This is a genomic window from Porticoccus hydrocarbonoclasticus MCTG13d, assembly GCF_000744735.1.
Lineage (GTDB): Bacteria > Pseudomonadota > Gammaproteobacteria > Pseudomonadales > Porticoccaceae > Porticoccus > Porticoccus hydrocarbonoclasticus.
This window is the reverse complement of sequence record NZ_JQMM01000001.1, coordinates 596,377-623,239: the sequence shown is the minus strand read 5'-3', so window position 1 is coordinate 623,239 and position 26,863 is coordinate 596,377. Positions and strand designations below refer to the sequence as shown.

Annotated in this window: 26 protein-coding genes; 10 read left to right on the top strand and 16 right to left on the bottom strand. The window is 52.0% G+C overall.

Annotated features, from left to right (window positions below; genetic code table 11):
• Positions 1–17: 17 nt before the first annotated feature.
• The 5 genes from hemF to U740_RS03025 all read right to left on the bottom strand — a co-directional run bounded on the left by hemF (position 18) and on the right by U740_RS03025 (position 4,416).
• Positions 18–920: an oxygen-dependent coproporphyrinogen oxidase gene (hemF, locus tag U740_RS03045; RefSeq protein WP_036858863.1), complete on the bottom strand. Its 903-nt coding sequence runs from the start codon at positions 918–920 to the stop codon at positions 18–20.
• A gap of 95 nt (positions 921–1,015) precedes the next feature.
• Positions 1,016–1,546 carry an L-threonylcarbamoyladenylate synthase gene (locus U740_RS03040; protein WP_268745572.1) on the bottom strand — a complete coding sequence of 177 codons (531 nt, stop codon included), beginning with the start codon at positions 1,544–1,546 and terminating at the stop codon, positions 1,016–1,018.
• A gap of 38 nt (positions 1,547–1,584) precedes the next feature.
• The gene (gene purE, locus U740_RS03035; protein ID WP_036858859.1) at positions 1,585–2,091 is read right to left on the bottom strand and encodes a 5-(carboxyamino)imidazole ribonucleotide mutase; all 507 of its coding nucleotides are present in this window, start codon (positions 2,089–2,091) and stop codon (positions 1,585–1,587) included.
• Positions 2,092–2,215: 124 nt separating this feature from the next.
• Positions 2,216–3,313, bottom strand: a complete 1,098-nt coding sequence (gene dprA, locus U740_RS03030; RefSeq protein ID WP_051921162.1) for a DNA-processing protein DprA — start codon at positions 3,311–3,313, stop codon at positions 2,216–2,218.
• A gap of 83 nt (positions 3,314–3,396) precedes the next feature.
• A complete protein-coding gene (locus tag U740_RS03025; RefSeq protein ID WP_036858857.1) occupies positions 3,397–4,416 on the bottom strand; it encodes a LysM peptidoglycan-binding domain-containing protein in 1,020 nt (339 codons plus the stop codon).
• Positions 4,417–4,550: 134 nt separating this feature from the next.
• Here U740_RS03025 and def point away from each other — a divergent pair, with 134 nt between their 5' ends.
• The 9 genes from def to U740_RS02980 all read left to right on the top strand — a co-directional run bounded on the left by def (position 4,551) and on the right by U740_RS02980 (position 13,050).
• The gene (gene def / locus U740_RS03020; protein ID WP_036861115.1) at positions 4,551–5,057 is read left to right on the top strand and encodes a peptide deformylase; all 507 of its coding nucleotides are present in this window, start codon (positions 4,551–4,553) and stop codon (positions 5,055–5,057) included.
• 30 nt (positions 5,058–5,087) lie between these two features.
• The gene (gene fmt, locus U740_RS03015; RefSeq protein ID WP_235189802.1) at positions 5,088–6,032 is read left to right on the top strand and encodes a methionyl-tRNA formyltransferase; all 945 of its coding nucleotides are present in this window, start codon (positions 5,088–5,090) and stop codon (positions 6,030–6,032) included.
• Positions 6,029–7,333, top strand: a complete 1,305-nt coding sequence (rsmB, locus tag U740_RS03010; RefSeq protein ID WP_036858852.1) for a 16S rRNA (cytosine(967)-C(5))-methyltransferase RsmB — start codon at positions 6,029–6,031, stop codon at positions 7,331–7,333. The genes fmt and rsmB overlap by 4 nt, the downstream gene beginning before the upstream one ends.
• 59 nt (positions 7,334–7,392) lie before the next feature.
• On the top strand, positions 7,393–8,775 hold the full coding sequence (gene trkA / locus U740_RS03005; protein WP_036858849.1) for a Trk system potassium transporter TrkA: 1,383 nt from the start codon (positions 7,393–7,395) through the stop codon (positions 8,773–8,775).
• A 23-nt stretch (positions 8,776–8,798) separates the two neighbouring features.
• A complete protein-coding gene (locus U740_RS03000) occupies positions 8,799–10,250 on the top strand; it encodes a TrkH family potassium uptake protein (RefSeq protein ID WP_036858847.1) in 1,452 nt (483 codons plus the stop codon).
• A gap of 61 nt (positions 10,251–10,311) precedes the next feature.
• On the top strand, positions 10,312–10,626 hold the full coding sequence (locus U740_RS02995; RefSeq protein WP_200877029.1) for a tetratricopeptide repeat protein: 315 nt from the start codon (positions 10,312–10,314) through the stop codon (positions 10,624–10,626).
• Positions 10,627–10,663: 37 nt separating this feature from the next.
• Complete coding sequence (locus U740_RS02990; RefSeq protein WP_036861108.1) at positions 10,664–11,089, top strand: ATP-dependent zinc protease family protein; 426 nt, start codon at positions 10,664–10,666, stop codon at positions 11,087–11,089.
• Positions 11,086–11,991, top strand: a complete 906-nt coding sequence (rimK, locus tag U740_RS02985; RefSeq protein ID WP_036858846.1) for a 30S ribosomal protein S6--L-glutamate ligase — start codon at positions 11,086–11,088, stop codon at positions 11,989–11,991. Before U740_RS02990 ends, rimK begins: the two co-directional genes overlap by 4 nt.
• 12 nt (positions 11,992–12,003) lie before the next feature.
• Positions 12,004–13,050, top strand: coding sequence for a succinylglutamate desuccinylase/aspartoacylase family protein (locus U740_RS02980; protein WP_036858844.1), 1,047 nt, complete (start codon positions 12,004–12,006; stop codon positions 13,048–13,050).
• Between the two features lie 21 nt (positions 13,051–13,071).
• Here the strand turns inward: U740_RS02980 and U740_RS02975 are convergent, their stop codons facing one another.
• Together U740_RS02975 and uvrD are read right to left on the bottom strand one after the other, a co-directional pair.
• Positions 13,072–14,169 (bottom strand): TRAP transporter substrate-binding protein, encoded by a 1,098-nt coding sequence (locus U740_RS02975; RefSeq protein ID WP_036858842.1) that lies wholly within the window; start codon positions 14,167–14,169, stop codon positions 13,072–13,074.
• Between the two features lie 16 nt (positions 14,170–14,185).
• Positions 14,186–16,354, bottom strand: coding sequence for a DNA helicase II (gene uvrD / locus U740_RS02970; RefSeq protein WP_036858841.1), 2,169 nt, complete (start codon positions 16,352–16,354; stop codon positions 14,186–14,188).
• A 129-nt stretch (positions 16,355–16,483) separates the two neighbouring features.
• Here uvrD and U740_RS02965 point away from each other — a divergent pair, with 129 nt between their 5' ends.
• Complete coding sequence (locus U740_RS02965; protein ID WP_051921161.1) at positions 16,484–17,344, top strand: SIS domain-containing protein; 861 nt, start codon at positions 16,484–16,486, stop codon at positions 17,342–17,344.
• 472 nt (positions 17,345–17,816) lie between these two features.
• Here U740_RS02965 and glmS read toward each other — a convergent pair whose 3' ends face one another.
• The 9 genes from glmS to atpE form a co-directional block, all read right to left on the bottom strand.
• The gene (gene glmS, locus U740_RS02960; protein WP_036858840.1) at positions 17,817–19,646 is read right to left on the bottom strand and encodes a glutamine--fructose-6-phosphate transaminase (isomerizing); all 1,830 of its coding nucleotides are present in this window, start codon (positions 19,644–19,646) and stop codon (positions 17,817–17,819) included.
• Positions 19,647–19,657: 11 nt separating this feature from the next.
• Positions 19,658–21,037, bottom strand: a complete 1,380-nt coding sequence (gene glmU, locus U740_RS02955) for a bifunctional UDP-N-acetylglucosamine diphosphorylase/glucosamine-1-phosphate N-acetyltransferase GlmU (RefSeq protein WP_036858838.1) — start codon at positions 21,035–21,037, stop codon at positions 19,658–19,660.
• A 151-nt stretch (positions 21,038–21,188) separates the two neighbouring features.
• Positions 21,189–21,620, bottom strand: a complete 432-nt coding sequence (locus U740_RS02950) for a F0F1 ATP synthase subunit epsilon (RefSeq protein WP_036858836.1) — start codon at positions 21,618–21,620, stop codon at positions 21,189–21,191.
• Positions 21,621–21,643: 23 nt separating this feature from the next.
• Entirely contained in the window at positions 21,644–23,044 is a 1,401-nt protein-coding gene (gene atpD / locus U740_RS02945; protein ID WP_036858835.1) for a F0F1 ATP synthase subunit beta, read from the bottom strand.
• A 38-nt stretch (positions 23,045–23,082) separates the two neighbouring features.
• Entirely contained in the window at positions 23,083–23,943 is an 861-nt protein-coding gene (gene atpG, locus U740_RS02940) for a F0F1 ATP synthase subunit gamma (protein ID WP_036858833.1), read from the bottom strand.
• A 50-nt stretch (positions 23,944–23,993) separates the two neighbouring features.
• Positions 23,994–25,538, bottom strand: a complete 1,545-nt coding sequence (gene atpA, locus U740_RS02935) for a F0F1 ATP synthase subunit alpha (RefSeq protein ID WP_036858832.1) — start codon at positions 25,536–25,538, stop codon at positions 23,994–23,996.
• A gap of 18 nt (positions 25,539–25,556) precedes the next feature.
• Positions 25,557–26,093 (bottom strand): F0F1 ATP synthase subunit delta, encoded by a 537-nt coding sequence (locus U740_RS02930; protein ID WP_036858831.1) that lies wholly within the window; start codon positions 26,091–26,093, stop codon positions 25,557–25,559.
• A 12-nt stretch (positions 26,094–26,105) separates the two neighbouring features.
• Positions 26,106–26,576: a F0F1 ATP synthase subunit B gene (locus U740_RS02925; protein WP_036858830.1), complete on the bottom strand. Its 471-nt coding sequence runs from the start codon at positions 26,574–26,576 to the stop codon at positions 26,106–26,108.
• A gap of 48 nt (positions 26,577–26,624) precedes the next feature.
• Positions 26,625–26,855: a F0F1 ATP synthase subunit C gene (gene atpE / locus U740_RS02920; RefSeq protein ID WP_036858829.1), complete on the bottom strand. Its 231-nt coding sequence runs from the start codon at positions 26,853–26,855 to the stop codon at positions 26,625–26,627.
• Positions 26,856–26,863 lie beyond the last annotated feature (8 nt).

Genomic DNA, 26,863 nt, shown 5'->3' with positions numbered 1-26,863 from the left:
CTTCCATTTTGTATAACTCAAACCCACTGGCGTGGTTGCAGATATAACTGGTATAGCTCCGCCTCGGCGGAACCGGGTTCGGGTTGCCAATTGTATTCCCAACGAACCAATGGCGGCAGCGACATGAGAATGGATTCTGTTCTGCCGCCCGTCTGCAGACCAAACAGTGTTCCCCGGTCATAAACCAGATTAAATTCCACGTAACGACCACGCCGGTATAATTGAAACTGGCGCTCGCGCTGCCCCCAGGGAACATGTTTTCGGCGCCGGACAATAGGCAGATACGCATCAATATAGCTATCTCCAACCGCCCTTGTCAGGGCAAAACTCTGCTCAAACCCCGCCTGGTTATAATCATCGAAAAACAGGCCACCAACCCCACGGGGTTCGTTGCGGTGTTTGAGGAAAAAGTACTCGTCACACCACTGTTTGAAACGGGGATAAACCTCCGGACCAAAGGGTTGGCAGGCGGCACGGGCCGTCTGGTGCCAATGACGACAATCTTCCTCATTGCCGTAGTAGGGGGTTAGATCATAGCCACCTCCGAACCACCATACGGGTTCTTCGCCTTCCTTCTCCGCAATAAAAAACCTGACGTTCGCATGGGATGTGGGGACATAGGGATTTTCCGGATGGATCACCAGTGACACCCCCATGGCTTCAAAGCTTCGCCCCGCCAGTTCCGGCCGGGCTGCGGTGGCAGACGGGGGTAGCTGTGTCCCATAGACGTGGGAAAAGTTCACCCCACCTTTTTCAAATACCGATCCATCCACTATCACTCGACTGCGACCGCCACCACCCTCTTCACGAACCCAGTTCTCCTCTGCAAACCTGCTGCGATCATCTTCCAGCTGTAAGGCATGGCAGATACGATCCTGCAAATTCAGAAGGTACTGTTTAACGGCCGCTTTATCTGTCATGAGATCCTCAAAACAATGGGGTTAGGTCACATAATACACAGTGTGATAGGCCGACCCGCCATTGACAATTTACCGACAATGTAAAATTCGAGGCATCAGCTGCCCCGAATCATCTCTCCGGTTTTCAGGTTTTTGATCGGTGTCGGAGATGTCAGGCCACCCAATGAACCGGGCAGCACATAATCAAGCTGACCGTAAAAATAAAGGTTCAGCTTTAGCAAAGAAACGGCCGGCCTAAAGCCATGCGGGTTGGCCGACGTAGAAATCAGCCCCCCCCCATAAGCATGACAAAGTGCCGCAGCCACAGGGTGGCTCGTCACGCGTAATGCCAGGGTTTCTCTGCCACCGGTAACCCAGGTTGGTGCATAACCATTATTGGGTACCAGCCAAGTCTGTGGACCCGGCCAGCTGGCCTCAAGTAGCTGGCGATCAGACACTGCTATGCCTGCCAAAAAAGGTTCCAGCTGTGCCATTGAGGCGGCTATTACGATAAGCCCCATGTCCCGACGGCGTTTTTTGAGCGCCAACAGCCGCATAACGGCTCCCTCAGAAAACGGGTCGCAACCGAGGCCCCAGACTGCCTCTGTGGGGTAGGCCATCACCCCTCCGCCACGCAGACAATCCACCGCCCTGATTATACGAAAATTGCCCACGGAGACGCGGCTCAGAGACTTTTCAGCTTCTCTTGTAATGCCGCGTCTTTTTCCAGAATGGCGCGGGCATTATCTGCTCGCTCATCCAGCAGCTTCTGGTGCAACACAGCATCACTGACACCAATTATCTGGGCTGCCAGATAGGCTGCGTTCTTTGCACCTGCCTTGCCGATTGCCACAGTAGCAACCGGAATGCCACCGGGCATTTGCACCGTTGAGAGCAGCGCATCAAGGCCATCCAGTGATGAATTGATAGGCACCCCAATCACAGGCTTGAGCGTATTGGCTGCAACGGCACCCGCCAGATGCGCCGCCATTCCCGCAGCACATATAAAGGCTGCACAGCCCCGCTGGTCCGCATCCTTCACATAACGGTGCGTTGCCTCCGGCGTTCGATGCGCCGACGATACTTTAACTTCGAAGGGCACCTCGAACTTTTTGAGCACTTCAAAGCTGGCTTCCATGACTGGCAGGTCCGAGTCCGAACCCATCAGGATGGCAATAAAGGGTTTGTTCATTTTTTAATCCCCCTGTAAAACGCGGCAGGCTACCGGAACCTGGGGAATTTCGCAATAAAATGCGCCTGTTAACAGGAGGGTTTGTTGCTCATCAATGTGTGAATCCCATGAGAAGGGCCATCTGCTAACGCAACCGCTGATAGATTCCCTGCCCAGCGGCAATAGCGCCCTCCAGTTCCAGCAACAGCAGCTCCTGTGTCAACGTATTCACTGGCATGGCCGTACGTTGCACAAGCATATCCATATCAACCGGGTCGAATCCCATCGCCTCCAGCAGGACCTGTCTTGCTTCTGTCGACGGTGGCTGACCTGTTTTAACGTCCGGCACTATAGAGGCCAGCAGACCACCCAGTTGCTCTGCAATATCCGCTGCTGATTCCACCAGAGTTGCGCCCTGTTTGAGCAGCTGGTGGGTGCCTTTACTGAAAGCACTATGGATCGAACCGGGAATGGCAAATACTTCTCGCCCCTGTTCCAGTCCGTACCGAGCAGTGATCAGCGACCCGCTCTTCAATGCCGCTTCAACCACCAGAATGCCCAGACTCAGGCCACTGATTATCCGGTTGCGACGAGGAAAATTGCCCGCAAGGGGTGGTGTTTCTGGCAAAAACTCACTGACGACCGCTCCACCCTGATCAATTATCCGCCGATACAAATCACCGTGTCGGCGCGGGTAGGTCACATCCAGACCAGTCCCCAGCACAGCGATGGTTTTGCCCGTTTGCAGGGCTCCATCATGAGCCGCCCCATCAATGCCCAGCGCCAGACCACTGGTGATCACAAAACCACTGGCCGCCAAAGCGGCGGCAAAGGCCCGGGCATTGCCCAGTCCACCGGGGCTGGCATTGCGACTGCCAACAATGGCGATTTGTGGCATGGACAGCAACTGCGCATCGCCACGAATAAACAACAGGGGTGGAGGAACGCTCAGTTCCAATAAAAGAGGCGGGTAATCCGGATCGAGCAAATTTAGGCAGTTCACCTGATTATGCCGGCACCAATCCAGCACCTGCTCTGCCCGATCTTCCCGTTCTGCTCGATTATTATGGTGTTTTCGGAAATACTTTCCTGGCTGACTGGCGTAACCAGAAGAAAAATAGTCTTCTGCCTGAGCAGCTGCCTCGACAAAGGAACCCGCCGATCGACACAATCTGACGCTGTCGGCAGGTGAGCATCCATCGAGAAACGCCATGACTAGTGCTGCTTTGGACTCCCTGTCCATTGGGTTGGTACTCCCTTACCTGCTTGATATCCGTTGCCCATAAAAAACGCCGACACAGGTCGGCGTTTTAATTACCCCGTTGCCTAGGGGTTTTTAACAATATCGTTTACCGCCAGAGGGCGCTCGGCCTTGATCACCAGACCATAACTCATTTTTTCAAACGCGCGGAATATCATTAACAACCCGGCCTGCTCGTTAGGCAGATTTATTTTTTCCTTGGCGATATAGTCAGTTACTTCCTCTCCACGTTTGAAGATGGCCAGAATATTTCCCGCTTCGAGGCCTTCGCGCTCACCCCGGTTAATAGACACCACGTCGAGATGCCCAACCTGGGTGATACCACCCTCAACAGCCATAATCTCACCCTCAACCGTGGACTCGGGCGCACTGGGGTAAAAGATGGAATTGAGTGGTCGCTCTTCATGGGGCAGCAAACGCTCCCCAATACGCACTTCCTCAAGGGATCGGGTCGCCAGCATGGTGGCTATATCATCGGCCACTCTTTGCACCTTGGCGGACCCCACATCCTGCGCGCGTATACCCAATATTTCCTGGGTCACCGGATCCAGATAGGGCTCACCAACCCGGTAAAGTCCGTAGGTCGGGGTTTCATCAAACTGACCACGGGCGTAGAACGTATCTCCCGATCCGGAGAGCAGTTTTTTCTCATAGCCCGCCACCACGTAAGGAGCTCTATCGACCTCTTCCTGGGTGACAATACGGTTGCGGGTCAGAAAACTGTTGATGATATCCAGTGGTAGCGCCGGAATGGCCTCCGACTCTGGCACGACCTTAACTTCTGGAGACAGTTTTACCCGCCGATCGCGCTTTTCCAGCATCAAATGGGGACGGCCATCAATATAGACCATGGAGATAATGTCACCGGGATAAATCAGATGGGGATTGGCAATCTGAGGGTTGGCATACCAGATTTCAGGCCATAACCAGGGATCCCGTAGATACAGATCAGAGATATCCCACAGAGTGTCGCCTTTCTTCACGGTATATTTTTCAGGGACATCCTCATTAAAGGGTGCCTCTGCAGCAATGGCGGCAATTGCAATAGCGCAAGCAGCTACTATTCCCAACAATGTTTTTTTCATCTTATGGCCGTCCTGTGTGCTATATCCGGATTGTGTGTATACTTCTCACTCGACTATATTAAGTGATATTCCGCTCCATTGGCCTTATGTTAGCAGTGGTTTACGCCAGATTGCTAGAAACTCGTCACAAACAAATGTCAATACTCAACATCCTTGAATTTCCTGACCCACGACTGCGTATCAGGGCTGCTCCCATAGCAGAAATCGATCAGAACACCAGATCGCTGGTGGACGATATGCTGGAAACCATGTATCAGGCTAACGGCATTGGCCTTGCTGCTACCCAGGTCAACGTCAACAAGCGGATTGTAGTCATGGATTTATCAGATGAGGGCGACCAGCCGATTGTGATGATCAATCCAAAGGTAGAAATACTGGATGACATTACCTCCCCGCATCAGGAAGGCTGTCTGTCAGTGCCCGGTTTTTATGAAACCATCCAACGTCCTGAACATATTCGTCTGAGCGCACTCGACCGGGAGGGGCAGCCCTACGTGCTTGAGCCGGAAGGTCTGCTGGCCGTCTGTATCCAGCACGAAATTGACCACCTCGACGGCAAGCTTTTCGTGGATTACCTGTCGCCCATCAAACGGCAGCGAATCAGGCAAAAACTGGAAAAACTCCACCGTCAACAAGACTGACACCGGTTGGTCGACACTGAGGACCCTTCTTTGCGAATCGTATTTGCCGGCACCCCGCAATTTGCAGCATCACACCTCCGAGCATTACTGGATTGTCCATCCCACCAGGTGGTCGCCGTATTCACACAGCCTGATCGCCCCGCCGGGCGCGGCAAAAAACTCACTGCCAGCCCGGTCAAGTTGCTGGCTACCGATCAGCAGATACCTGTTCATCAGCCACTCAGCCTGAAAGCGGCGGCGGAGCAGCAAATCCTGGCCAACTATAATGCCGACATCATTGTGGTTGTGGCCTACGGCCTGCTTTTGCCAAAGGCTGTGTTGGCTATCCCCGTATACGGATGCATCAATGTCCACGCCTCGCTGTTGCCCCGCTGGCGAGGTGCCGCCCCCATCCAGCGCGCCATAGAAGCCGGAGATACCGAAACCGGGGTAACCATTATGCAGATGGCCGAAGGCCTGGACACCGGCGATATGCTGCTCAAGGCCCGCTGCCCCATAGAAGCGGATGATGATGCCGGATCCCTCCATGACAAACTGGCCGGGATCGGCCCCGACGCCCTGCTCACGGTCCTGGACGAGATTGCACAGGGAAAGGTTGTGGCGGAGAAACAGGATGACGAGCAGAGCAATTACGCACCAAAAATTACCAAGCAGGAAGCCTTGGTAAACTGGCATGAGCCTGTCAAAACCCTGGTTTTGAAAATTCGCGCCTTTAATCCTTTCCCGATCTGTTACAGCACGCTCTCGGGAGAACGAATCCGTATCTGGAAGGGTGTCGCGGTGCCAAATCAAGACCGCAAGGTGGTGCCGGGTACGATCATTCATACCGATAAATCCGGTATTCTGGTACAAACCGGTGAAGGGTGCCTGTTAATCACGGCACTGCAACTGCCCGGCAAGAAGCCGCTCCACGCGGGAGAAGTGCTCAATGCACATGCCGATCTGTTTTCCCCGGGTACGGTAATGGGCACATGAATGTCAGGGTGGCTACCGCTAAAATTATCGCGTCTGTGCTGCGGGGAGAGGGCTCACTCAATACACTTCTACCCGAGTACCTGGCCAAAGTAGATGACCGCGATCGCGGGCTGTTGCAACAGCTGTGTTATGGCACATTGCGGTTCTACCCGCGACTGTCTGTTTACCTCGCAGAATTGCTGGCAAAACCCTTCAAGGCAAAGGATTTTGACATAGAGGCAACCCTAGCCTGTTCGCTTTATCAGTTACTCGAAACCCGGATTCCCCCTCACGCAGCAGTTAATGAAGCCGTAGCCACCTGTCAGAACCTGAAAAAAAACTGGGCCAAAGGTCTTGCCAACGCGGTCCTGCGACGATTTTTACGTGAGCGCGCCACACTCGATATCAAGCTGGGGGGTCGTCGTGAATTCCAGACCGCACACCCTGATTGGCTCATTGACCTATGGCAAGCGGCCTGGCCGGAGCAGGTAGATCAACTGGTGGCGGCCAACAACCATCAGCCCCCCATGACCCTGCGGGTAAACCAGATCCGCTGCAGCCGGGACCAATATCTCTCGACACTTGCAGAGGCAGATATCCAGGCATATCCCACCCCATTCAGTGATGTCGGTATCACCCTGCAGCAACCCTGTGATGTTATTAACTTACCCGGTTTTGCCGAGGGTCAAGTGAGCGTGCAAGATGAGGCGGCCCAGCTGGCGGCCCAGCTACTGGCGCCCAGGTCTGGTCAGCGCGTCTTGGACGCCTGTTGTGCACCGGGTGGCAAAACCGGCCACATACTCGAGCTGCTTAATAATCAGGGCGACGTCATTGCCATCGACATCGCAGCAGAACGACTGACGCGGGTCACCGATAACCTGCTGAGACTTGGTTTGCAAGCCAAGCTGATCGCCGCAGATACCGCCGATATAGCCAGCTGGTGGGATGGGCACCCCTTCGATCGAATTTTACTGGATGCACCCTGCTCCGCCACGGGTGTTATCCGCCGACACCCGGATGTGAAACTAATGCGCAGGCCAACGGATATTGCTAAGCTGGCCACCTTGCAGTTATCCCTGTTGAGGGCACTGTGGCCACTGTTGGCAGAGGGCGGCGTTTTACTTTACGCGACCTGCTCCACACTGGCCCAGGAAAATGATCAGGTCATCGCAGAATTCGCCAGAGACAACCATTCTGTCCATGTCGAACCTGTGGCCACCGAGGCAGGCATGGCAACTTCTGCCGGGCGCCAATTGATGCCACAGATTGATGGCCATGACGGCTTTTATTTTGCCCGTCTGGTCAAGACGGCAATAGCTTAACGGCATTGGTTTTTTCTCCAAAGCCCGGGTTATTAAGCAATTAACGGGAATTTCCAGCTATGAAAATCGTCATTACCGGTGCTGGCCAAGTGGGTGGAACACTCGCCGAGCATCTGGCCGGAGAGGCTAACGATATTTCTGTCATTGATACAAACGACCACCGCCTGCGTGAGCTCCAGGACCGGCTGGATATTCGGACCGTCTATGGCATGGCCTCTCATCCGGACGTCCTGATCCGCGCAGGGATTGAGGATGCCGACATGCTGGTGGCAGTCACCAGTAGCGACGAAATCAACATGGCGTCCTGTCAGGTTGCCTATTCCCTGTTTCGCACACCCACCAAAATTGCCCGTATTCGTGATCGCAGCTACACCGACGATAAAGTTCGTGAACGCTTATTCAATGATGCCAACTGCCCGGTAGATTTTCTGATCACCCCGGAACAGGTGGTCACCGACTACATATTCCGTCTGATCGAGCAACCAGGCAGTCTTCAGGTTATCGATTTTGCCGAAGGTCTGATCCAACTGGTAGCAGTCCGCGCATTCAAGGGGGGCCCACTGGTGGGACATGAATTGCGACTCCTCCGCAAGCACATGCCCAAAGTGGATGCCCGGGTCGCAGCGATTTTCCGCCGCGACCGGCCTATCTTCCCCCAAGGCGATACTGTCATAGAGGAGGGCGACGAGGTATTTTTTATTGCGGCCAAAAAAGATATCCGCAAGGTCATGGGCGAATTGCGCAGGCTTGAAAATTCCTACCAGCGGATTGTCATCGCCGGGGGTGGCAATATCGGCTACCGTCTGGCCAAGGCACTGGAAAAACAGTACAACATCAAAATCATCGAATTTTCGGAAGAGCGGTGCCAGTACATTTCCGAACGACTGGATAAAACCATCGTACTCAATGGATCTGCCACGGATCAGGATCTGTTACTTGAGGAAAATATCGAGCGAAGCGACGTTTTTCTTGCGCTGACCAATGACGATGAAGTCAATATCATGGCTTCACTGCTGGCAAAAAGGCTGGGCGCCCGCAAAGTGATGACCCTGATCAACAATCCGGTTTATGCCGACCTGGTTCAGGGGGGCGAAATTGACATCGCCATCTCTCCTCAACAGGCCACAACCAGTATTCTGCTCAGCCATGTGCGGCGCGGAGATACGGTTAAAGCGCACTCTCTCCGCCGGGGTGCCGCTGAGGCAATGGAGATCGTTGTCCATGGCGACAGTAAAACATCCAAAGTGGTCAGCAGAACCATCGAAGAAATCAAATCACCTCCCGGTGTCACCCTGGCGGCGCTGGTGCGCGACGGCGAGGTCATCATTGCACATCACGATACTGTGGTGAAAAACAACGATCACGCCATTGTCTTTGTGGTGGACAAACGCCGTACCCGGGAAGTGGAAAAATTGTTTGCCGTTGGCTTCACCTTTTTTTAGCGTTGGTAGCGAAGTTCTAACCTATGCATTTTAATGTGATTTCAAAAGTCCTCGGGTTACTACTCATGGTTTTCAGCCTGACGCTGCTGACACCAATCGTAATTGCCATTATCTACGATGAACAAACCCATGGGGCTTTTTTCCTGTCCTTTGCCATCACTTTTTCATTGGGCGTGCTCATGTGGCTGCCATTCAGCCGTCAACGTGCAGAACTTCGCAGCCGTGACGGATTCCTGATTACTGTGATGTTCTGGGTTGAGCTGGCTCTTGTCGGGGCGCTGCCTTTTGTACTTTCCGAGTCATTGCAGTTAAGTATCACAGACGCCGTATTTGAATCCATGTCAGGCCTCACCACCACTGGTGCCACAGTGATCACCGGCCTGGATCTTCTGCCCAAATCCATTCTCTATTATCGCCAGCAGTTGCAATGGCTAGGTGGTATCGGGATCGTTGTCATCGCCGTGGCCATCATGCCCATGCTGGGCGTTGGCGGTATGCAGCTCTACCGTGCAGAAACACCGGGACCCGTCAAGGATAACAAACTGACCCCTCGCATCACTGAAACGGCAAAAGCACTATTTTTTATCTACCTTGGCCTGACTGTTGCGTGCATGCTTGCTTACTGGCTGGCCGGCATGACTTTTTTTGACGCGATTGGACACAGTTTTTCGACCGTAGCCATTGGCGGTTTTTCCACCCATGACGCGAGCATGGGCTATTTTGATGGCAACACCACTATTGTTGGTATCTGCGTTTTCTTCATGATCGTTTCTGGTCTGAACTTTGGCCTTCACTATTATGCCTTTGTCAGAAAATCTCTCACTCACTACCTGCGCAATCCTGAGGCCAAACTTTATCTTCAAATGCTGTTGGCAGGCAGTATTTTGGTAACAGGCTATCTTATCTGGAATGGTACCTACGGCACGGGTGAAAGCATTTATCACGGTATTTTTCAGCTGGTGTCTATTATGACAACCACTGGGTTTACCACTGATGATTTCAGTATTTGGCCCACTTTCCTGCCTTTTCTTATGCTTTTCCTGTCATTTTTTGGCGCCTGCGCCAATTCCACTGGTGGCGGCATTAAAGTGGGTCGCATGCTGATTCTGGCGAAGCAGAGCCTCCGGGAAATCTACCGCCTGATTCACCCCAATGCACTGTTTCCCATCAAAATACGTAATCGCAGCGTACCCGAAAAGATTACCAACGCTATCTGGGCATTTTTTGGTGTTTATCTTGCTGTCTATTATTTGATGGTCTTGCTGCTGCTGGCGTCAGGCCTCGACTATGTGACATCCTGGTCCGCTACCGCTGCGACTCTCAATAACCTCGGCCCCGGGCTCGGGGATGTAGCGGCCCATTATGGCAACATCAATATTTTCGCTAAGTGGATACTCTGTATCGGTATGCTGTTGGGCCGACTGGAAATATTTACTCTTCTGGTGCTCTTCACCCCGATGTTCTGGCGCCGTTGAAACCGCCAGTAGAAACGGCAGCAATGAAAAAACAGACAAACCATTGATCAGAGAGGCTTCAATGACACTGATCGACAACCTTGAAGAAATGCTCGCCCGGGGCAACGATTCGGCAATGCTTCGGTTTGGTCTCGGTAGCGCCTGTCTCCGTGAAAAGCGTCATGCGCAGGCAATTGAGCACCTGGAGCGCTGTCTGGCGTTGGATGAAAACTATACCGCTGCCTACAACCTGTTGGGGCGGGCACAGTTCAAACTTGAGCAGCTGGATGCTGCAAAACAGTCTTTCACGAAGGGGCTTGAAAAAGCCCATGCTACCGGCGACATCCAGACCGAACGTGAAATGCAGGTTTTTTTAAAGAAATTAGCCAGTGATTGATCCTTCGATGGACAACGCTGTTACACGGAAAAACAGCATGACACAGCTGATTGGTTGGCGGGAATGGTTGGCCTTACCCGATTTGGGGATTGCCCGAATCAAAGCCAAGGTGGATACTGGCGCACGCACCTCCTGTTTGCATGCTCATCGACTGGAACTTTTCACTGAACGGGGTTCTCCCTGGGTAAGAATCTGGGTCCACCCCCTGCAGGGAAGTACGCAAAGTATCTGTTGCGCGGCTCCCATTGTGGATGAGCGTGTTGTCACCGATTCTGGTGGTCATTGTGAACGGCGTATTGTAATAAAAACCACTGTAGTGCTCGGAACCCAGAACTGGCCCATAGAAATGACCCTCACCAATCGGGATACCATGAGATTTCGCATGCTGCTGGGTCGTTCAGCCCTGGCAGGACAATTCATTGTGGATCCACAGACATCCTTTTTAGCGGGAAAAAATAAATGAGAATTGCCATTCTGTCCCGCAATGCCGACTTGTATTCCACTCGTCGCCTGAAAGAGGCAGCCATAGAATGTGGCCATGAAGTCAGGATTATTGATGTATTGAAGTGCTACATGAATATCAACATCCAAAACCCCAGCATTCATGTGAAGGGCGTGGAGCTACCGCCCTTTGACGTTGTGATTCCCCGCATCGGTGCGTCGGTCACAACGTACGGTACGGCCGTATTGCGTCAGTTCGAGATGATGGGTGTTTATCCACTGAACGAATCTGTGGCCATCACCCGCTCCCGTGACAAATTGCGCTCCCTGCAATTGTTGTCGCGCAAGGGGATTGGCCTGCCCGTTACGGGTTATGCCAACAAACCCAGTGATATTCCGGATCTGATCGATATGGTGGGCGGACCACCGCTGGTGGTCAAACTGCTCGAAGGCACCCAGGGCATCGGTGTGGTGATGGCGGAAACCCGCAAAGCGGCAGAAAGCGTAATTGAAGCGTTTATGGGCCTGAAAGCCGATATTATGGTTCAGGAGTATATTTCGGAATCCGGTGGTGCGGATATTCGCTGTCTGGTCATTGGCGACAAGGTGGTCGCAGCCATGCAGCGGCAGGCACAGCCGGGAGAATTCCGCTCCAATCTGCACCGTGGCGGTACAGCGACTTTGGCCAGGCTTTCTCCAGCGGAGCGATCCACTGCTGTTCGCGCTGCCAAAACCATGGGACTGAATGTGGCGGGGGTGGATATTCTTCGCTCCAACCATGGGCCACTGGTGATGGAAGTGAATTCATCGCCGGGCCTTGAGGGCATTGAAACGGCCACCGGCAAGGACGTAGCGGGTAATATCATTCAGTTCATTGAAAAAAATGCCCGGCAATCCCGCACCAAAACCCGCGGACAGGGCTGAGGAACCGCTGTTTTGAGCAGATTACCCCTGAAACTGGCAGGCGAGGTCATTAATCCCGGGGAGACCCGATTGCTGTCCATCCCCGCTGCCCGCCTGTATACAGACACGCCCATCGACTTGCCGGTCGAGGTTATACACAGCCGCAAACCCGGGCCAGTGCTATTGGTTTGCGCAGCGATTCACGGGGATGAAATTAACGGTATCGAAATCTGCCGCCGTATTGTTGGCAAGCGCTTACTTCGCCGTTTATCAGGTACATTACTGATTGTTCCGATTGTAAATATGTTCGGTTTTATCCAGCAATCCCGCTATTTACCGGATCGACGCGATTTAAATCGATGCTTTCCAGGCTCACCACGGGGGCCACTGGGTAGCCGCCTAGCCAACCTGATTCATACGGAACTGCTCAGTCACTGCACGCACGTTATCGACCTTCATACCGGCGCTATCCATCGCAAGAATCTTTCACAAATTCGTGGGGATCTCGATGACCCCGCTGCACTGGGTATGGCAGAGGCATTTGGTGCGCCCATTTTTATGGATGCCAAAGTCAGGGATGGTTCACTGCGTGCCGCCGCCACCGAACTGGGAATACCGGTGATACTCTATGAAGCAGGAGAAGCGCTCCGTTTTGACGAACCTGCCATAAAGGCAGGAGTGCGGGGCATTATGTCGGTCATGCGCCACCTCGGCATGCTGCCGGCCAGAACAGATCAGCCCCCTCGCAAGCTGGTACCGGTAAAGGCCAGTCGAAGCTATTGGCTGCGGGCGGAGCGGGACGGCATCGTGATCAGTAAAATTAAACTGGGACAACGGGTCAAAGAGGGTCAGGTACTGGCCTATCTCGCTTCGCCATTCGGTGGCCCGGAAAAACCTCTGAAATCACGCAGTGATGGCATTGTTATCGCTGCATCGCAGATCCCTCTGGTGAACGAGGGGGAGGCGCTCTTTCATATTGCGGAATTCACCACCCTGAGGAAGGCCTCAGACAGCGTTGAGGCATTTCAGGAACAGTTCGACGATCAGCCGGAACCAGAAGCTTTTACGCAGCCCCTTTGAGTTCCCCGCTCGGACAACCGGCTATTTCAGCTCCCGGGCACGATAATACGCTTCTTCCGAAATTTTGTGATAGTCCATCACACCGGTTTTGAAAGCATTCTGGGATTCGTAAACCCGCTTGAACAGGGGATCTTTGTTGGCAATTTCCTCCAGAACCTGATCGGTGACACGATTCAGTTCCGCCAGAACTTCATCGGGTAGCGGCCGCACCTCGACACCATGAGTTTCCACCAATTCCTTTAACGCACCGTTGTTGCGAGCGGTGTAATCGTCCAGCATATCCTGATTAATCGCTCGCGCTGCAACTTCGACAATCGCCTGCAGATCATCTGGCAGGGAGGAAAAAGCCTGTTTGTTAACCATCAACTCCAGTGTCGGGCCCGGTTCGTGCCAACCCGGATAATAGTAGTACTTGGCTACCTGATGAAAACCAAATGCCAGATCATTGTAAGGTCCCACCCACTCGGTGGCATCAATCACACCCGTTTGCATCGCGATATAGAGATCCCCGCCAGGGATATTGACTGCCTCCACGCCCATGCGGCTGATCACCTCGCCACCCAAACCCGGTATCCGCATTTTCAACCCCTTGAGGTCTTCCAGGGAATTGATTTCACGATTAAACCAGCCAGCCATCTGTACACCGGTATTGCCCGCTGCCAGCGGTATCAGGTTGAAGGGTTCATAAAGCTCGCGCCATAAAGCCATACCGCCGCCATAGTGCAACCAGCCATTCATTTCCTGTGCATTGAGACCAAAGGGGATGGTCGTAAAAAGCGCTGTGGTCGGAGATTTTCCCTTCCAGTAATAGGAAGCCCCATGCCCCATTTCAACGGTACCCTGTGAAACAGCATCGAAAACCTCCATGGCCGGTACCAACTGACCCGCGCCGTAGACCTTTACCTTGAGTCTGTCACCGCTCATACGCGCCACCAGCTCAGCAAAGTTTTCAGCGGCCATACCCAGGCCGGGAAAGTTTTTTGGCCAGGTAGTGACCATTTTCCACTGGTAGGTTTTCTGGGTAGCCTGCTGCTCACGATCCGGGGATGCAGCGTCACGGTCACCACCACAGCCCACCAGGGCCAATAACAGCATTGCCGACAAGATAGGCGCTTTCATAGTTTTTCCTTAATGATCAGGCAACCGGACTCAGTTTGGCATAGGCCAAAACCAGCCATTTGGTCCCTTCTTTATCAAAATTAACCTGTACCCGGGCATGTGCACCATTGCCCTCAAAATTGATGACGACACCCTCACCAAAAATAGGATGCAGAACCCGCTGCCCCAGAGAGAGACCCGTATCTTCACCACTATCACTGAGATTCATTGCCGGTTGTCGCGCATAGCTGGTAGGGCGCTTAATCTGGGCGCGCAACCGAACCTCTTCCACCAGATTGGCCGGAATATCCCGGACAAAGCGGGACACCCGGTTATAGTTTTCGATGCCATATTGCTGGCGGGATTCGGCAAAGGTGAGGTAGAGTTTTTGCATCGCCCGGGTAATCCCCACATAGGCCAGCCGCCGCTCCTCCTCCAGTCGATCGGGATCCTCGGCAGACATCCGATGGGGAAACAGGTTTTCTTCCATACCCGCCAGAAAGACCAACGGAAATTCAAGCCCTTTGGCAGAGTGTAATGTCATCAATTGCACCGCATCCTCACCGATATCTGCCTGCCGGTCTCCCGCATCCAATGCCGCCTGATCGAGAAATTGCGGCAATGGTGGCAACTCCTTTTCCTCCGGCTCAAAGGATCGGCAGGCGATCACCAGCTCCTGCAGATTTTCCACTCTGGATTCACCGCGATCTCCTTTTTCCCGGCGATGGAAACCAATCAAGCCACTCCCTTCAATAATGTGGTCTACCAATTCATGTAGCGGCAACCCCGCAGACTCTTCGCCCAGCTTTGCCAGTAGTTTCAGGAAGGCTTCCAGAGCATTGCTGGCCCGGCCCGAAAATCGTCCGGCAGCGATGGCATGCTCGGCTGTTCGCCAGAGCGACATACCTTCTTCGCGGGCCAACTCACGCAATTCCTGGATTGTTTTGTCACCGATACCACGGGTCGGCGTGTTAACCACTCGCTCAAATGCGGCGTCGTCGTGACAATTGACCAACAATCTCAAGTAGGCGAGGGCGTTGCGTATTTCCTGACGTTCATAGAATTTTTGCCCACCGTAGATACGGTAGGGGATGGCCGCTCGCAACAGAGCTTCTTCGAGTACCCGGGACTGTGCATTGGAACGGTAAAGAATGGCCGACTCTTCGCGCAGATTGCCCTGATTGGCCCATTCCCTCAGCCGCTCGGCAATAAAACGGGCTTCATCCTGCTCGTTGAAGGCGGCATAGAGTGAGATAGCCTCACCTTCATTGTCCTCTGTCCACAGGTTTTTACCCAACCGATTGGCGTTGCGCGAAATCACCGCATTGGCTGCTTCGAGGATGTTTTTACTGGAACGGTAATTCTGTTCCAGTCTTACAGTCTGGGTAGCCGGATAATCGCGTGAAAAATAGCGTATGTTTTCCACCTTGGCGCCGCGCCAGCCATAGATTGACTGATCATCATCACCCACCGCTGTTACCGGCACCTGATCACCTGCCAGCACCCGCAACCAGGCATATTGAATAGCGTTGGTATCCTGGAACTCATCTGCCAACAGATGCCGGAAACGATGCTGATAATGCTGCAGAAGTTCGGGATTTTTCAGCCAGAGCTCGTGTGCACGAAGAAGTAGCTCACCGAAATCTACCATGCCGCCACGCTCGCAGGCTTCCTCGTAAGCAGCATAAATCTGCTGCATGGTTCGCTGATAGGAATCGCGAGCCGGTTGCAAATCGCGACTGCGCAATCCCTCATCTTTCTGGTTGTTAATGAATGACTGGGCCTGTCGATGGGGCCAGCGACTGTCATCAATGCCCAGGCCCTGATAGAGACGTTTTACCAACCGAAGCTGATCGTCACTGTCCAGTATCTGAAAATTTTCCGGCAGACCCGCATCTTGCCAATGCATTTTGAGTAGTCGATGGGCCAATCCGTGAAAGGTACCCACCCACATTCCCCGGGCGGAGAAACCTAACAGTTCTTCAATACGCCCCCGCATCTCCCTCGCCGCTTTATTGGTAAAGGTGACCGCTATGATCGAATAGGGCGAAACCTGTTCCACCTGTATCAACCAGGCAATCCGATGGACAAGAACGCGGGTTTTACCGCTACCTGCACCTGCCAGAACCAGAAGATGACTGGCGTTGCTGGAAACAGCCTCACGCTGAGCAGGGTTTAGGGGATCGAGTATTGTCGTGACATCCATGGCGGTGAATTCTATCAGAACCCCCGCTCGGGGTGGATGATCCGTGCGCCCGGCAACCGGTTTTTACTACAAGAATTCCATTTTTCTGTAAATTATTTACAATAAAGCTCGTGTTAGGGAGAAATCACCATGAAACCTGCTGCACTCACCTGGGCTATCAGCAGTAGCCTGCCCAGCTTACGCAAATCGGAACGCAAGGTAGCAGAGTTTATTCTGGCCAATCTGACCGATGTCATTCGCATGAGAATCGTGGATCTGGCAGAGAAAGCCGAGGTCAGCGAGCCCACGGTAGTGCGTTTCTGTCGCGCCGTGGGCTGTGATGGTTTTCAGGATTTCAAACTGGCCCTGGCACAACAACTGGCATCAAGCCCGAGCTACGGACAGATTGCCGTCACTGACCAGGACTCTGTGGCCGAATACACCTTTAAGGTTTTCGATTCCACTGTCGACACCCTGCTGAAGGTTCGTGATTCATTGGACCTGAACATGCTTGACCAGGCTGTTCAGGCGCTCTGTGTAGCCAACCGGGTGGAATTCTACGGGTTTGGCGCGTCCGCTGCCGTGGCAACCGACGCCCAGCACAAGTTTTTCCGTCTGCAGGTCTCTGCTGCTGCCTATGCCGACCCGCACTTACAGAATATGTCCGCCGCTTCCATGGCTCCCGGGGATGTGGTCATCGCCATTTCCCAGTCGGGAAGGACCACGACATTGATCAATGCCATGGAGCGCGTAAAGGGCAGAGGTGCCATTGTTATCGCCATTGCACCCTCAGATTCTCCGGTCGCCAATGCCGCAAATATCCCGTTAACCATCGATGTCAAGGAAGACTTCCAAATCTATACGCCGCTGTCATCCCGTATTGCCCATCTGGTACTGATTGATGTACTGGCAATTGGCGTAGCACAGCATAAAGGCGGTCGTCTGCAGGAACATCTGCTGGAAATGCAGCTCGGTCTGGAAGTGCTGCGGGAACCACTGGAAAATCATTAACTCTGCATTTCACCAAAAAACAGCCAAAAAAAAACCCCATTTGAAAATGGGGTAAAGGTTCGAGCTACGAGATAAAACAGATTTCGTTAGACAGTCTGGGTTGTTCGACTATTTTTCTGCCTACATCATAAAAATATTTTCGCCATCAGCAGTTTGCTTGTTCGGGCGACGCAGTTGTGTCTTATTTAACTTTGAATTGGATACAACTCATTTTTCATTATCATACTATCATCATATTATGATGATCAATTACTAATTTTATCGTGCCTGGTTGTCAGCTACGCCTCTTTCCGGGGTTCATGATTCATGGAACGAGGGGCCTGACTGGTTCTGACAGGCTAAACCTTGCACACAGGGGCCATATGCAATTAGTGGGAGGGGGTGATTTGATATAAACCCTGGGCTACCCGGAAGGGCTCGGGAATAGGGGGGATTCTTCAAAAACTGCCCGGGGGACAGGCAGTTTTAATGGTTACTCAACAGTGACAGACTTCGCCAGGTTGCGCGGCTGATCGACGTCAGTTCCCTTCAGCACAGCCACATGATAAGAGAGTAATTGCAGTGGTATCGTATAAATGACGGCTTCCAGACTCTTCGGAACATGGGGAAGATTAATTACCGTCACATCCGTTTCATTTTCGAATCCGGCATTCAGGTCGGCAAAGACAAACAGTTGCCCCCCACGGGCTTTTACTTCATGTAGATTTGATTTCAATTTTTCGAGGAGATCGTTGTTGGGCGCTACCGCCACCACCGGCATATCCTTGTCTACCAATGCCAGCGGTCCGTGTTTGAGTTCACCGGAGGGATAGGCTTCAGCATGAATATAAGAAATCTCTTTGAGCTTGAGTGCACCTTCCAGCGCAACCGGATACTGCACACCCCGGCCAAGATAAAGGGCGTGTTGCTTATCAGCAAAACACTCAAAGATTTCTTCAATCTGACCATTCAGTGAAAGTGTGTCCCGACAGAGCCGTGGCAACTGACGAAGGGCTTCCACCAGCAATCGCTCTGTTTCTTCAGGCAGGCCATGGCTCTTGCCAATGCCGATACAGAGTAGTTGCAGAGCCACTAACTGGGTCGTGAATGCTTTTGTCGATGCAACACCGATTTCCGGTCCGGCATAGGTCATCAAGGCCAGATCCGACTCCCTAACCAGCGAGCTGTTGGCAACATTACAGATAACCAGTGTGGCGAGATAGCCGGATGTTTTTGCTGAGGCCAAGGCAGCAAGGGTATCGGCCGTTTCTCCGGATTGAGAGATCGTGACAAACAAGGTATCGGCGGGAACAACCACTTTGCGGTAGCGGTACTCACTGGCCACCTCGACCTGACAGGGAATACCGGCCCATTCTTCCAACCAGAAGCGGGCCACAAGCCCGGCGTGATAGCTGGTACCACAAGCCACTATATGCACGGCTTTTATCTTGGGAAATATTTCAACGGCTCGACTCCCAAATGCTTCCGGCAATACATGGGTTTGGCTGATACGTCCCTCCAGGGTGGATTCAAGCACTTCAGGCTGCTCAAATATCTCCTTCATCATGTAATGGCGGTAACCACCTTTGTCAGCAACATCGTCACCACCTGGGAGTGTGTCTATATCCCGCTCTACCAAGCTGCCAGTTTTGTCAAAGACGCTATAATCGCCTTCCTTTAACTCAACCAGATCACCCTCTTTGAGGAACACAAATCGATCCGTTACCTGGCGTAGTGCCATTTGGTCAGAGGCCAGGAATGTTTCTTCGATACCGACACCTATAACCAGTGGACTACCGCTTCTGGCACCAATTAATATTCCGGGTTCACTGGTACTGATCACTGCCAGCGCATAGGCACCACGCAATCGCGTCAGACAGTCTTGCACTGCCTGACGGAGTGAACCGGCACTTTTCAGCAAGTGATTCACCAGATGGGCAATCACCTCGGTATCTGTTTCGGACGTAAACTGATAACCCAGATCCAGCAGCTCTTTCTTCAACTCGGCATGGTTTTCAATAATGCCATTGTGCACAACGGCCACACCGCCGGACGTATGTGGATGGGCATTGATTTCATTGGGAATACCATGAGTTGCCCAGCGGGTGTGAGCAATTCCGAGGTTGCCACGGGTTGGTTGCTCAACCAACCGATCGACCAACTGCGCCACCTTGCCCTGGTTTTTGCGTAACTGCAGCTCACCGTATTGATCAATCACAGCCAGACCGGCAGAATCATAACCGCGATACTCTAGTCTTTTGAGCCCCTCGATCAGGATGCCGATCACATTCCGCTGTGCTTGTGCCCCAACTATTCCACACATAAACTTTTCCGTTAATTACTGGAGGGATGTATCTTTTTTGTCGGCCGCTTCCAGCCCTGAATATTCCGTTGCTCCGCTCTGGTCAAACCCAGCTCATCATCGGCCACATTACATGTAATGGTAGAGCCCGCGCCTACTGTCGCATCCTTGCCAATATTAACCGGTGCTACCAGTGAGGTGTTTGAGCCAATAAATGCATTGTCACCAATGACGGTCTGATATTTGTTTACACCATCGTAGTTGCAGGTGATCGTGCCGGCTCCAACATTGACATTAGCACCCAGCGAAGCATCACCCACATAGCTAAGGTGATTGATTTTTGTGCCTTTTCCAAGGATAGATTTTTTTGTTTCAACAAAATTGCCTATTTTGGCATTTTCAGCCATCTCGGTACCCGTTCTCAATCTCGCGAACGGTCCCACGACACATCCCGGGCCAATCATGCTGCCTTCCACAATGCTGTTTGCCTTGATTTCGACCCCGTCGCCAATACAACTGTCGATAATTACACAGTTCGGGCCAATATGGATGTTGTTACCCAAATCAACGTTACCCTCGAAAAGCACATTAATATCGATGAAATTGTCTGTGCCGGCAGTCAGTTTTCCCCTCACATCCAGTCTGTCCGGGTCGGCGATGGTGATACCTGCCATCATCAGTCGTTCTGAATACTGCCGCTGATAGTAACGCTCCAGTCGGCTCAACTGACTACGATTATTCACGCCCTCTATCTCTTGCGGGAACAGGGGTTGCGAGGTTTTAATCTTGCAATTATCTTCGTGAGCAAGCGCTATGATGTCTGTTAGATAGTACTCCTGCTGGGCATTGTTGTTATCGATTGCCGGTAACCAGTTTTTTAATTTTGCCGCAGGTAACGCCAGTACGCCTGTATTCACCTCACAAATGCCGAGCTGTTCCGGGGTCGCATCTTTTTGTTCAACAATCGCAGTCACTGCCTTCGCACTATTTCTGATAATTCTCCCGTAACCGGACGGGTCATCCAGTACCGCAGTTAACAGCACTAATGATCCGTCAGCTGCCAGATCTACCATCGCCTGTATCGTGTCCGGCTGAATTAACGGAACATCGCCATAAAGTATCAATACGGTGGCATCACAGCGAACAAGCGGGAGAGCCTGCTGTACAGCATGAGCCGTACCCAGTTGCAGTTGCTGTTCAACGTAGCACAAATCAGTGCCTTTTATTTCCGATCTGACCTTATCAGACTCGTGACCAGTAACGATGATAACTCTAGGTGTTTGCAGGCTGTTCGCGGCATCGACAACATGTTGCAGCAAGGGGCGTCCGGCCAAACAATGCAGAACTTTTGGCAGACTGGATTTCATTCTGGTACCTTTGCCTGCGGCCAGTACGACGACGTCCGTTGCCATAGATATCTCCTCGGTAAATCAAAGTATTTAATCAGTATCAGTTATGGATTACCACCTTGAAAGGATCTGTATCGACCCTTGTCACGGAGAAATAATCGCGCATAAAAAAGGGCGGCAAAAGCCACCCTTCATTATAAATTTCAGAAAAGAGTTATTTTTTTCCACCCATTTTTTTACGCAATTGTTCAATGGTGCGGAGTTGAGCAGCAGCGGCAGCCAGCTGGGAAGCAGCGCGGGAATAATCAAATTCTCCGCTCTGATTGGTCATAGCCTGTTCAGCATGTTTCTTGGCTTCCAGTGCCGCGGCTTCATCGAGATCATCAGCTCGCAATGCAGTATCAGCCAGAATAGATACCTTGTTGGGCTGGACTTCCAGATAGCCACCAGACAGGTAATAAATCTCTTCTTCACCGTTCTGTTTAACAATCCGGACAGGGCCAGGTTTTAGGTCTGTTAACAGCGGCGCGTGACCAAAGGTGATACCCAGTTCTCCCTGTGAACCACTGGCGACCAGAAGCTCTATCAATCCGGAGAACAGGTACTGCTCGGCACTTACGATGTCACAGTGCACAGTCATAGCCATATCTTAGTGCCTATATTGATCGTTTACTTCATTTTCCCTGCTTTCTCAACAGCTTCATCAATCGTACCTACCATATAAAATGCTTGCTCGGGCAGGTTGTCATAGTCGCCGTTAAGAATCCCCTGAAAGCCAGCAATCGTATCTTTCAAGGAAACATATTTTCCAGGGGAGCCGGTGAAGATCTCAGCCACATGGAAAGGCTGCGAGAGGAAGCGCTCGATTTTTCTGGCACGGGAGACCACCAGCTTGTCTTCCTCTGAAAGCTCATCCATACCAAGAATGGCAATGATGTCCTTCAATTCTTTATAACGTTGCAGAACTGTCTGAACACCCCGGGCTGTATCATAGTGATCGTGACCAATAACCAGCGGATCGAGCTGGCGGGAGGTAGAATCCAAGGGATCTACTGCAGGATAAATACCCTTGGCTGCAATATCACGACTCAATACAACTGTGGAGTCAAGGTGGGCAAATGTGGTGGCTGGGGAAGGATCCGTCAAGTCATCTGCAGGAACATAGACAGCCTGTACTGAAGTAATGGAGCCAACCTTGGTTGAAGTAATACGTTCCTGAAGAACACCCATTTCCTCTGCCAGTGTCGGCTGGTAGCCAACCGCAGAAGGCATACGACCAAGCAGCGCAGATACTTCAGTGCCCGCCAGCGTGTAACGATAGATGTTGTCAACAAACAGAAGTACGTCACGACCTTCATCACGGAATTTTTCAGCCATGGTGAGACCAGTCAGCGCCACACGAAGACGGTTACCGGGTGGTTCGTTCATCTGACCGTAAACCATTGCCACTTTGGAGTCACTGGGGGTTTCGATGTTAACAACTTTCGATTCCTGCATCTCAAAGTAGAAATCGTTACCTTCCCGAGTACGCTCACCAACACCGGCAAACACGGACAGACCGGAGTGCTCGGTGGCAATGTTATTAATCAGTTCCATCATGTTCACAGTTTTACCGACACCGGCACCACCGAACAGACCTACTTTACCGCCCTTGGCAAATGGACACACCAAGTCAATTACTTTAATGCCGGTTTCCAACAGATCCGTAGACGCAGCCAGTTCATCATAGGCAGGCGGTTTACGGTGAATGGAAGCACGTTCAGTTTCACCAATGGGGCCACAATCATCAATCGGATCACCTAATACATTCATGATGCGTCCGAGTGTTGCAATACCTACTGGTACACTGATCGGTGCGTTGGTGTTGCCGACACTAAGGCCCCGGCTCAAACCCTCTGAAGAACCCATGGCAATAGTACGCACTACGCCATCACCAAGCTGCTGCTGGACTTCCAGGGTCAGACCTTGCTTATCAACTAACAGTGCGTCATATACGTTGGGTACCTGATCACGCGGGAACTCCACGTCAATCACCGCACCAATAATTTGTACGATACGTCCGCTACTCATGTCTGATTCCTCTTAAACTAAGGCTGTAAAATCTTGTATTAAACGGCTGCTGCACCACTAACGATCTCGGACAGCTCCTGGGTAATTGCCGCCTGGCGTGCTTTGTTGTAAAGCAACTGCAATTCGTTGATCAAATCACCCGCGTTATCGGTGGCGCTCTTCATGGCGATCATTCTCGCCGCCTGTTCGCAGGCCTTGTTCTCTACCACACCCTGATAAACCTGGGATTCGATATACCGAATCAGAAGTCCGTCGAGGAGATCCTTGGCATCGGGCTCATAGATATAATCCCAGTGATGCTTCATCTTATCGTCTTCAATTGGCAGTAGGGGTAACAGCTGCTCTACCACGGGTTTTTGGGTCATAGTATTAACGAAATCATTCGATACCAGATAAAGGCGATCAATGGCTCCCTTGTCGTAGCCATCCAGCATCACCTTTACGCCCCCAATAAGATCACTGGCAGAGGGCTGGTCGCCCAAATCTTTAACGGTAGCAACAACATTGCCACCGTAACTGCCAAAGAAAGCCGCTGCTTTGTTACCCAAAGCGCAGAGATCAATCTCGACACCTTCATTTGACCAGGACTTCATTGACTTGATAACTTCTTTGAACAGGTTGGTATTCAGGCCACCACACAGACCCCGATCGGTCGAAACAATAATAAAGCCGACCCGTTTTACTTCTCGCTCTTCCATGTAGCGATGTTTGTACTCAACATTCGCATTCGCGAGATGACCAACGACGGAACGAATTCTGTCAGCGTAGGGCTTGCTTATCTCGCGACGTTCCTGGGCCCGCCGCATTTTACTCGCAGCAACCATCTCCATAGCACTGGTAATTTTCTGTGTGCTACGGATACTATTGATTTTGGTTTTGACTTCTTTTCCGACTGCCATAATTTAGCCTTTCACCATTTTGGGCCGACAATGTCAGCCCAAATCAGAAATTACCAGGTTTGAGTGCTGATGAACTTATCCAGCGCTGCCTTGTAACTGGCATCAAGGTCGTCGTTCCAGTCACCGGTCTGATTAATCTGATCAAGCAGGTCACCGTGTTCCGCTTTCATATAGGAAAGCAACGCCTGCTCAAAATCACCAATCTTGTTGACTTCGACTTCTTTAAGATAACCCCGGTCAGCGGCATAAATCATCACGGCCATTTCTGCCACACTTTGTGGCGAGTATTGGCCCTGCTTCATCAGCTCGGTAACACGCTCACCGTGATCAAGCTGAGACTTGGTAGCTTCATCCAGGTCAGAGGCAAACTGAGAGAAAGCCGCTAGTTCACGGTATTGAGCAAGTGCTGTACGGATACCACCTGACAATTTCTTAATGATCTTGGTCTGTGCCGAGCCACCTACCCGTGATACTGAGATACCTGCGTTCATGGCAGGGCGGATACCGGCATTGAACATGTCGGCCTCGAGGAATATCTGCCCATCAGTGATCGAAATCACATTTGTCGGAACGAAGGCTGATACGTCACCTGCCTGGGTTTCAATCACGGGCAGGGCAGTCAGCGAACCGGTTTTACCCTTGACCTCTCCGTTGGTGAATTTTTCAACATACGCCGCGTTAACGCGAGCAGCACGTTCCAACAAACGGGAGTGCAAGTAGAAAACATCGCCCGGGTAGGCTTCCCGGCCCGGAGGACGACGCAACAACAAAGAAATCTGACGATAGGCCCAGGCCTGCTTGGTCAGATCGTCATAAATAATCAAGGCGTCCTGGCCACGATCGCGGTAATACTCGCCCATAGTACACCCGGCAAAGGGCGCCAGATATTGCATAGCCGCGGGATCAGATGCGGTTGCTGCAACCACAATGGTGTGTTCCATGGCGCCGTGCTCTTCCAGCTTTCGCACAACGGCTGCGACGGATGAGGCCTTTTGACCAATCGCCACGTAAATACACTTAATGCCAGAACCTTTCTGATTGATGATGGCATCTACCGCAATTGCTGTTTTGCCGATTTGGCGGTCGCCAATAATCAACTCCCGCTGACCACGGCCAATCGGTACCATCGCATCAATTGCCTTGAGACCGATTTGTACAGGTTGGTCAACCGATTGCCGGGCAATAACACCCGGTGCCACTTTTTCAAGTGCATCGGTCATCTTGGCGTTGAGAGGGCCCTTGCCATCAATGGGGCTACCGAGCGCGTCAAGCACACGACCTTCAAGCTCCGGCCCAACCGGAACTTCGAGAATACGACCGGTGCAGCGAGCCTTCTGACCTTCAGCCAGACTTTGATAGTCACCCAGAATAACAGCACCGACAGAGTCTCTCTCCAAGTTGAGAGCCATACCGTAGATGCCACCTTCGAATTCAATCATCTCACCGTACATCACATCGGCAAGGCCGTGTATGCGAATAATACCGTCAGATACCGAAACGATCGTGCCTTCGTTTTGCGCCTCAGAAGAAACATCAAGGCTATCGATACGCTCTTTGATGATCTCACTGATTTCGGATGGATTCAGTTGCTGCATGTGCTCTGGTCCTCAATCCTATGAATGTAATGCTTCGGCGAGTTTTGACAATCGCCCGCGTATGGATCCGTCTATGACGGTGTCACCAGCTCGTACCACAGCACCACCTATCAGCGTGCTGTCGATGGACACCTGCATGTTAACGGTGCGTTCCAGTTTCGCACTGAGCGCACTGGCCAGCTTTTCTTGTTGCTCAGCAGTGATTTCCATGGCTGACACGACATTTACCTCAACGGTTTTTTCGCGGTTGGCCTTGAGTATCTCAAATTGCTGATATATCTGTGGTAACAGCTTGAGCCGATGATTGTCTGCCAAAACCCGAATAAAATTCAGCATCTTGCCAGAAAGGGCATCACCACAAACAGTGATTACTTTTTCTGCCTGCTGTGCTGCCGTGTATGTCGGCGAGCTCAACAGTTTTTCTACTACATTTTGCTGTGCTACAGCGGCGGCTACAGCAAGACCATCTGACCAGTTTTGCAGATCTCCCGCTTCCGCAGCATATTCAAAAGCCGCTTTTGCATAGGGCCGAGCCAACGTGCTTAATTCAGCCATGTTTAACCTCGGTTACAGCTCTGCTGCAAGTTTATCGACCAGTGCACGGTTTGCACTTTCATCGATATTTGCCTGCAAGATTTTTTCAGCACCAGCCAAAGCAAGTACGGCAACCCTTTTGCGAAGCTCTTCTTTCGCGCGGTTAACGTCCTGTTCGATTTCTGCCTGAGCTGCTGCTTTGAGACGATCACCTTCGGCCCGGGCCTGCTCCTTGGCTTCACCGACTATCTGGTTAGCACGCTTATTTGCTTGCTCAAGTATGGATGCCGCTTCTTGCTTGGCTTCCTTGAGCCGTTCGGTGGCTCTTTCTTGGGCCAGCTCCAGATCGCGCGATGCGCGATCTGCTGCATCCAAGCCATCGGCTATTTTCTTCTGCCGTTCTTCCATTGCATTGATAATGGCTGTCCATACAAATTTTTTGCAGAACCACACAAAGAACAGAAAAGAAACCAGCTGCCCGAATAGGGTCAGGTTAATATTCACGCCAACACCTCGTTCCTAGGGTTAAAAAAAGAATCGGGTTGTTGTTGCTTAACCGGCATAAACCGCAAAGATCAGGTACATACCGATACCCACACCGATCATCGGGATCGCATCAATCAGGCCTGCCAGAAGGAACATTTTACCTTGCAGCATCGGACCCAGCTCCGGTTGACGAGCAGTACCTTCCAGGAGTTTACCTCCCAGCAAGCCCATACCAACTGCGGCACCCAGGGCACCAAAACCAACCATAATTGCGGCTGCAACCAAGATGAGTTCCATTTTTATCT

Excerpts from the sequence above, each read along its gene's own strand:
- atpE (WP_036858829.1), bottom strand. The coding sequence starts at position 26,855 with ATGGAACTCATCTTGGTTGCAGCCGCAATTATGGTTGGTTTTGGTGCC.
- rsmB (WP_036858852.1), top strand. The coding sequence starts at position 6,029 with ATGAATGTCAGGGTGGCTACCGCTAAAATTATCGCGTCTGTGCTGCGG.
- trkA (WP_036858849.1), top strand. The coding sequence starts at position 7,393 with ATGAAAATCGTCATTACCGGTGCTGGCCAAGTGGGTGGAACACTCGCC.
- U740_RS02995 (WP_200877029.1), top strand. The coding sequence starts at position 10,312 with ATGACACTGATCGACAACCTTGAAGAAATGCTCGCCCGGGGCAACGAT.
- def (WP_036861115.1), top strand. The coding sequence starts at position 4,551 with ATGTCAATACTCAACATCCTTGAATTTCCTGACCCACGACTGCGTATC.
- uvrD (WP_036858841.1), bottom strand. The coding sequence starts at position 16,354 with ATGGATGTCACGACAATACTCGATCCCCTAAACCCTGCTCAGCGTGAG.
- atpD (WP_036858835.1), bottom strand. The coding sequence starts at position 23,044 with ATGAGTAGCGGACGTATCGTACAAATTATTGGTGCGGTGATTGACGTG.
- hemF (WP_036858863.1), bottom strand. The coding sequence starts at position 920 with ATGACAGATAAAGCGGCCGTTAAACAGTACCTTCTGAATTTGCAGGAT.
- U740_RS02965 (WP_051921161.1), top strand. The coding sequence starts at position 16,484 with ATGAAACCTGCTGCACTCACCTGGGCTATCAGCAGTAGCCTGCCCAGC.
- U740_RS03000 (WP_036858847.1), top strand. The coding sequence starts at position 8,799 with ATGCATTTTAATGTGATTTCAAAAGTCCTCGGGTTACTACTCATGGTT.
- U740_RS02950 (WP_036858836.1), bottom strand. The coding sequence starts at position 21,620 with ATGGCTATGACTGTGCACTGTGACATCGTAAGTGCCGAGCAGTACCTG.
- atpG (WP_036858833.1), bottom strand. The coding sequence starts at position 23,943 with ATGGCAGTCGGAAAAGAAGTCAAAACCAAAATCAATAGTATCCGTAGC.
- glmS (WP_036858840.1), bottom strand. The coding sequence starts at position 19,646 with ATGTGTGGAATAGTTGGGGCACAAGCACAGCGGAATGTGATCGGCATC.
- atpA (WP_036858832.1), bottom strand. The coding sequence starts at position 25,538 with ATGCAGCAACTGAATCCATCCGAAATCAGTGAGATCATCAAAGAGCGT.
- dprA (WP_051921162.1), bottom strand. The coding sequence starts at position 3,313 with ATGGACAGGGAGTCCAAAGCAGCACTAGTCATGGCGTTTCTCGATGGA.
- U740_RS03025 (WP_036858857.1), bottom strand. The coding sequence starts at position 4,416 with ATGAAAAAAACATTGTTGGGAATAGTAGCTGCTTGCGCTATTGCAATT.
- glmU (WP_036858838.1), bottom strand. The coding sequence starts at position 21,037 with ATGGCAACGGACGTCGTCGTACTGGCCGCAGGCAAAGGTACCAGAATG.
- rimK (WP_036858846.1), top strand. The coding sequence starts at position 11,086 with ATGAGAATTGCCATTCTGTCCCGCAATGCCGACTTGTATTCCACTCGT.
- U740_RS02990 (WP_036861108.1), top strand. The coding sequence starts at position 10,664 with ATGACACAGCTGATTGGTTGGCGGGAATGGTTGGCCTTACCCGATTTG.
- U740_RS02975 (WP_036858842.1), bottom strand. The coding sequence starts at position 14,169 with ATGAAAGCGCCTATCTTGTCGGCAATGCTGTTATTGGCCCTGGTGGGC.
- U740_RS02930 (WP_036858831.1), bottom strand. The coding sequence starts at position 26,093 with ATGGCTGAATTAAGCACGTTGGCTCGGCCCTATGCAAAAGCGGCTTTT.
- purE (WP_036858859.1), bottom strand. The coding sequence starts at position 2,091 with ATGAACAAACCCTTTATTGCCATCCTGATGGGTTCGGACTCGGACCTG.